This window comes from Nocardioides sp., from assembly GCF_034670285.1.
Classification (GTDB): Bacteria; Actinomycetota; Actinomycetes; order Propionibacteriales; family Nocardioidaceae; genus Nocardioides.
The window spans coordinates 1-5987 of sequence record NZ_JAXMNS010000235.1 but is presented as its reverse complement, the minus strand read 5'-3'; the positions used below and the strand labels follow the sequence as shown (position 1 = coordinate 5987).

General features: G+C 70.2%; 8 protein-coding genes. 5 read left to right on the top strand and 3 right to left on the bottom strand.

What is annotated here, in order from left to right:
* The 3 genes from VOI19_RS12410 to VOI19_RS12400 form a co-directional block, all read right to left on the bottom strand.
* Positions 1–416 (bottom strand): DUF222 domain-containing protein (locus tag VOI19_RS12410; RefSeq protein ID WP_323793274.1); only part of this gene is annotated, 416 nt, incomplete at its 3' end.
* Positions 409–561: a hypothetical protein gene (locus VOI19_RS12405; protein WP_323793273.1), complete on the bottom strand. Its 153-nt coding sequence runs from the start codon at positions 559–561 to the stop codon at positions 409–411. The genes VOI19_RS12405 and VOI19_RS12410, both read right to left, overlap by 8 nt.
* Before the next feature lie 218 nt (positions 562–779).
* A complete protein-coding gene (locus VOI19_RS12400; protein ID WP_323793272.1) occupies positions 780–1145 on the bottom strand; it encodes a hypothetical protein in 366 nt (121 codons plus the stop codon).
* A 90-nt stretch (positions 1146–1235) separates the two neighbouring features.
* On the opposite strand from VOI19_RS12400, the gene VOI19_RS12395 reads away from it, so the two are divergent.
* From VOI19_RS12395 to VOI19_RS12375, 5 genes are all read left to right on the top strand, one after another.
* A complete protein-coding gene (locus VOI19_RS12395) occupies positions 1236–2261 on the top strand; it encodes an SDR family oxidoreductase (protein ID WP_323793271.1) in 1026 nt (341 codons plus the stop codon).
* A gap of 71 nt (positions 2262–2332) precedes the next feature.
* On the top strand, positions 2333–3574 hold the full coding sequence (locus tag VOI19_RS12390; RefSeq protein WP_323793270.1) for a class I SAM-dependent methyltransferase: 1242 nt from the start codon (positions 2333–2335) through the stop codon (positions 3572–3574).
* Complete coding sequence (locus VOI19_RS12385) at positions 3571–4392, top strand: sugar phosphate nucleotidyltransferase (protein WP_323793269.1); 822 nt, start codon at positions 3571–3573, stop codon at positions 4390–4392. The genes VOI19_RS12390 and VOI19_RS12385 overlap by 4 nt, the downstream gene beginning before the upstream one ends.
* Entirely contained in the window at positions 4392–5057 is a 666-nt protein-coding gene (locus VOI19_RS12380; protein WP_323793268.1) for a PIG-L deacetylase family protein, read from the top strand. Before VOI19_RS12385 ends, VOI19_RS12380 begins: the two co-directional genes overlap by 1 nt.
* On the top strand, positions 5054–5987 hold a 934-nt coding region (locus tag VOI19_RS12375; RefSeq protein WP_323793267.1), incomplete at its 3' end, for a glycosyltransferase. The genes VOI19_RS12380 and VOI19_RS12375, both read left to right, overlap by 4 nt.

Below are 5987 nucleotides of genomic sequence, written 5' to 3'. Positions count from 1 at the left end.
GCGAGCTTCTTTGCCTCGTGGGCCTCGGCGGTGTCGGGGTCGATGACCTCCACCAGCCTGTCGCCGAGCTCGCGCAACCGGTAGGCGTCAAAGTGGGCGGCCTCGCCGATCAGGTACGCCTCGGCCCGGTCGGCCTCGGCGGCGTACTCCTCATCCAGCGCCTCGACCGCGGCAGTGATCACGGTGGCCTGCTCGGGCAGCACCTCACCTGCTGCGACCGCGGCCCGGGTCTGGTCGTGGCCGGCGAGCGTGGTCGCGAGGCGGGTGCGGCGTCCTGCTTCGCCGGCGGTGAGTCGGGTGGTGCGCGAGAGCCACTGCGCTAACGACCTCGCACCCATGGCACCGGGCAGGTCCAGGGTCTGCGCCTGGCCCAGCAATCGGGCCTCGACCTCGGCCAACCGGGCCAGGTCACCCACGAGCCGGGTGATCGCCGAGGGACGTCTCCTCAGCATTCAGCGACCACGCCGGTGCGTCTGCGATGTCGTCCAGTCCGGACTCGAGCAGGTCGAGGAAACCGAGGATCGGGTGACCCGTCCCGGTGTCGTCGAGGTGCCTGCTCATGTGGTCTATACAACCACCGACCACCGACACTCGAACGCGCTGAATTCTGTTCAACCACGGGGTTGTGGACAACTTTCGAGCACTCTGGATTGTGAAGAGTTGGTGGGTATCTCACCGGGTTTCGAGGCTCGGCGCTGGCGCGCCTCGCACCTCAACCAGCTTCGGGCCGACCTGGCGCGCCTCACACCTCAACCAGCGTCGGGTGCCGCCACTGCGGCTCAGTCCAGTGTCGTGTCGACCCACCCGACGAACCGGCTGCCGACACCCGGCATCTCCACGCGCAGCTCTCCGGAAGCCGGGGGCGGCAGCTCAGACGGCTCGTGAACGGCGCAGCTGACGTAGGTGAACGTCGGCCACCACTTCTTCGGCCGGGCTTTCTCGGCAGAACCGCAGACGTCGCACACCAGGTCGACCCACACCGGCTTCTTGCCGGTCCGGTTGGCGCGGGACTGCACCAGCCACGGTGGCGGGTCGGCCTCGATCTCGGCCAGCTGGGCCTCGGTGAGCCTCGTGGGCAGGCCGTGTCGGGTGGCCATCTCCAGGGGGATGTCCAGGCGTTGAGCGGCTTCGCGGCGGGTGATCATCGGCCCCCACGATAGTCAACGCCCGAGGTTCGACAGCACCACGCCGTGCGACTCCGCTGGGTCCGGCCTCCGACGGCTAGGGTCCATGACGTGCGCGTTCTCCTCACCGGTCATCAGGGTTATCTCGGCACCGTCATGGCGCCCGTGCTCGCTGCGGCGGGGCACGAGGTCCACGGCCTCGACACCGGGCTCTTCGCCGACTCCGTCCTCGGGCCCGCGCCCGCCGACCCGCCAGGGCTCCGGCGCGACCTGCGCGACGTGGTGGCCGAGGACCTCGCCGGCTTCGACGCGGTCATCCACCTCGCGGCGCTGTCCAACGACCCGCTCGGGTCGCTGGTGCCTGGCCTGACCTACGACATCAACCACCACGCCTCCTCGCGCCTGGCCCGATTGGCCAAGGGCGCCGGTGTGAGTCGGTTCCTCTACGCCTCGACGTGCTCGGTCTACGGCGCCTCGGGCACCTCCGACGCGTTGACCGAGGAAGCCCCCATGCGTCCGGTCACGCCGTACGCCGAGTCGAAGGTGCGCGTCGAGGACGACCTGGTCGCCCTGGCGGACGATGGCTTCACGCCGGTGATGCTGCGCAACGCCACCGCCTTCGGCTTCAGCCCGCGTCTGCGCAGCGACATCGTGCTCAACAACCTCGTGGCCCACGCCGTGCTCGACCGGCGCGTCCTGGTGACGTCCGACGGCACGCCGTGGCGTCCACTGGTGCACGCCGCCGACATCGCCACTGCCTTCACCGAGGCCCTGGTCGCGCCGCGCGAGGCGGTCCACGCCCAGGCGTTCAACATCGGCTCGGACGCCAACAACGTGCAGGTGCGGCAGATCGCGGAGGCGGTGGCCGAGGCGGTGCCCGGCTCCTCTCTCGAGGTGACCGGCGAGACCGGCGGCGACCCGCGCTCCTACCGCGTCGACTTCACCAAGGTCACTGCAGCGCTACCGGGCTGGCGGGCCCGGTGGTCCATCGCCGACGGGGCCGCCGAGCTCGTCGACGCCTACCGCAGCCACGGGTTGACCCACGAGGGGTTCACGCAGCAGTTCACCCGTCTCGCGGTGCTCAAGGCGCGCCAGGAGCGGGGAGAGCTCGACGACGAGATGCGACTTGTCGACTGAAGCCGTCGCATCGGCACGCGGGCCCCGTTAGGGTCTCGTGCACCGTCACACCCAGCCACTCGAGGAGCTCTGTGGACCACGCGACCTGCCGTCTGTGCGGCGGCACCGAGCTGACCACCTTCGTCGACCTGGGGGCCTCGCCCCCGTGTGAGCTCTTCCTGACCGCCGACGACCTGCTCGGTCCGGAGGCCACCTACCCGCTCCACGCGCGGGTCTGCGATGCCTGCCTGCTGGTGCAGGTCCCGGCGCTGATCGATCCCGACGAGACGTTCACCGAGTACGCCTACTTCTCCTCCTTCTCCAGCTCGTGGGTCGACCATGCGCGTCGCTACGTCGACGCGGTCAACGAGCGGGTGAAGCCGGAGTTCGTCGTCGAGGTGGCGAGCAACGACGGCTACCTGCTCCAGCACGTCGTCGCCGACGGCACGCGGGCCCTGGGCATCGAGCCCTCGGCCAACGTCGGCGACGCCGCCCGGGAGAAGGGCGTCCCCACGGTGACGGCGTTCCTGAACCCCGAGACGGCGGCAGCCGTGGTGGCCGAGCACGGTCAGGCCGACGTCGTGATCGCCAACAACGTCTTCGCCCACATCCCCGACGTCATCGGGTTCGGCACCGGCCTGCGCCGCCTGGTCTCCGACACCGGCTGGGTCGTGATCGAGGTCCAGCACCTGCTCACCCTGGTCGAGCACTGCCAGTTCGACACGATCTACCACGAGCACTTCCAGTACTACACGGTCGCCACGGCGAGCGACGCCCTCGCCCGCGTCGGGCTGACCCTCGTCGACGTCGACCTCGTGCCCACCCACGGCGGCTCGATCCGGCTGTGGGCGCGCCCCACCGAGGTCGCCGGAGCGCCCTCCGACCAGGTCCGCGAGGTGTTGGCCGCCGAGGCCGCGGCAGGGCTGCACACCGTCGAGGGGTACGCCGGGTTCGCGGCGCGGGTGAGCAAGGTCCGCAACGACCTGCTGCGCTTCCTTCTCGATGCTGCGGACGCCGGCAAGACGGTCGTCGGCTACGGGGCGCCGGGCAAGGGCAACACGATGCTCAACTACTGCGGCATCCGACCCGACCTGCTCGCCTACACCGTCGATCGCAACCCCTACAAGCACGGGCGCTTCACCCCGGGCACACGCATCCCGATCCACCACCCCGACCGACTTGCCGAGGACCAGCCCGACTACGTGCTGATCCTCCCGTGGAACCTGCGCGACGAGATCGTCCCCCAGCTCGCCGACGTCGCGCAGTGGGGCGGCCGGCTCGTCGTGGCGATCCCCGAGCTCGAGGTCATCGAACCCGAAGAGGTGTCGTCATGAAGGTCGTCCTGTTCTGCGGTGGGTTCGGCATGCGCATGCGCAGCACCGAGTCCGACGTCCCCAAGCCCATGCAGATGGTGGGCCCGCGCCCGCTGATCTGGCACGTGATGCGCTACTACGCGCACTTCGGCCACCGCGAGTTCGTGCTGTGCCTGGGCTACGGCGCTCACCACATCAAGGACTACTTCCTCGGCTATCGCGAGACGGAGTCGAACGACTTCACCCTCGAGGCGGGGGAGGTGCAGGTGGCGAGCAGCGACATCGCCGACTGGAAGATCCACTTCGTGCACACCGGCCTCAACTCCTCGATCGGCGAGCGGCTGCGGCGCGTGCGGCACCTGCTCGACGAGGACGAGGAGTTCCTCGCCAACTACGCCGACGTGCTCACCGACGTCCCCCTCGACGAGATGGTCGCGAATTTCCGCGACAGCGACGCTCGCGCGGCGCTTCTCGCCGTGCCGCCGGTCTCGGCCTTCCACGTCGTCGAGATCGCGGACGACGAGCGCGTCCAGGCGATCCGGCCGGCGGTGGAGCTGTCGATGTACATCAACGGTGGTTACTTCGTGCTCCGTCCCGAGATCATCGACCTGATCCCGCCCGACGGCGACCTCGTCGCCGACGCGTGCACAGCGCTCGCCGCCGAGGGCACCTTGATGGCCCACCGCTACGCCGGCTTCTGGCAGTCGGCCGACACGGTGAAGGAGCGCAACGAGCTCGAGGCGTGGTACCAGGCCGGCAACCGACCCTGGATGCTCTGGGAGCAGTGTGGCGACGTCGAGCCGATCCAGGACCTCATTCGCAAGGGCGCCCGCCCCTGATGCGCGCCCTGGTCCCCGATGTCTGCGACGAGGTGGTGGTGCTCGGCGCCCACTGCGACGACATCGCCATCGGGGCCGGGGGCACGCTCCTGGCCTGGTGCCTCGCCCGTCCCGGGCTGCGGGTGCGGGCGCTGGTCCTCTCCGGTGGCGGGACCGCCCGAGAGACCGAGGAGCACGCCGCCCTCGCGGCGCTGTGCCCGGACGCAGACCTGGAGGTCACCGTCCTCGATCTCCCCGACGGTCGGTTCCCGACGCACTGGGAGCGGGCCAAGGACGCCCTCGAGGAGTTCCGTCGGGGCTGCGAGCCCGACCTGGTGCTGGCGCCCAGCGAACACGACCACCACCAGGACCATCGAGGCCTCGCGCGCCTGGTGCCCACGGTCTTCCGTGACCACCTGGTCCTGGGCTACGAGATCCTGAAGGCCGAGGCCGACCTGCGCCAGCCGCTGGTCTTCGTGCCGCTGACCACCGACGTGCTGAGTGAGAAGTGCCGGGTGCTGCACGCCAGCTATCCCTCGCAGGCCTCGCGCACCTGGTTCGACGACGAGACCTTCCGCGGGCTGGCGCGCGTACGCGGGGTCCAGGGTGGGCATCACTACGCGGAGGGGTTCCACCCGGTGCGCCTCTCGATCAGTCCAATCGGCCACGTAGGGGGAGATCGATGAGCGTGGAAGAACCGTCCGTGACGTTCTTGTGCACGGCGTACCGCACCGAGGCGACCATCTGCCAGACGCTGGACTCGGTGATGGCTCAGACTCGTGACGACTGGCAGCTCGTCGTGGTCGACAACGGCCCGTCCGACACGATCGTCGCGCTGGTGGAGCCCTACCTCGCCGACCCGCGGGTCACCCTGGTGCGGCAGGACAACTGCTTCGCGTGGGGTGGGGTCAACGCCGCGGCAAGGCACGCGAAGGGCCGCTACGTCGCGGTGCTGCACACCGACGACCTTGTGCTCCCGACGTTCGTCGAGCGTCTGGTGCCGCTGATGGACGCCGACGACGACACCGCCGCTCTCGCCCCGGACGCGCTCTTCCTCAACGAGGCCGGCGTGCGCGAGGAGACGTTCCGCCAGCCGGTGCCGGCGCGCTACAAGAGCGGGGACCCGGTGGGGCTCCGTGAGCTGATCGAGGGCTGGGTGCCCTACTACACCGCGCTCGTGCGTCGGAAGGCCTGGGAGGACATCGGCGGGTTCCGCAACGACATCCCCACCGTGGAGGACCTCGGGCTGTGGCTGGACCTGATCGCCCGCGGCTACGTGCTTCGCACGCTCGACGAACCCCTCGCGGCCTACCGGGAGAACGAGAACTCCGACTCGCGCGGGGCTCGGGGGATCGAGGTGATGGAGGAGTCCTGGTCGCGGCTGATGACCGAGATGGTCACCGCGCACGGCACCGACGCCGATCGTGCCGCGCTCGAGACCGCGCTGGGCCGCAGTCGCCACCGCGCCGCCACGGTGCGGGCACGCCGACTGCTCCTCGACGGCGACTACGAAGGGGCGCAGGCGGCGGCCCGCATGGCGCGCGACGAGCGCGACGACCTCCGCACGCGAGTCCTGGCGGGGACGATGCAGCTCTCGCCGGCCGGCGTCCGGGCGC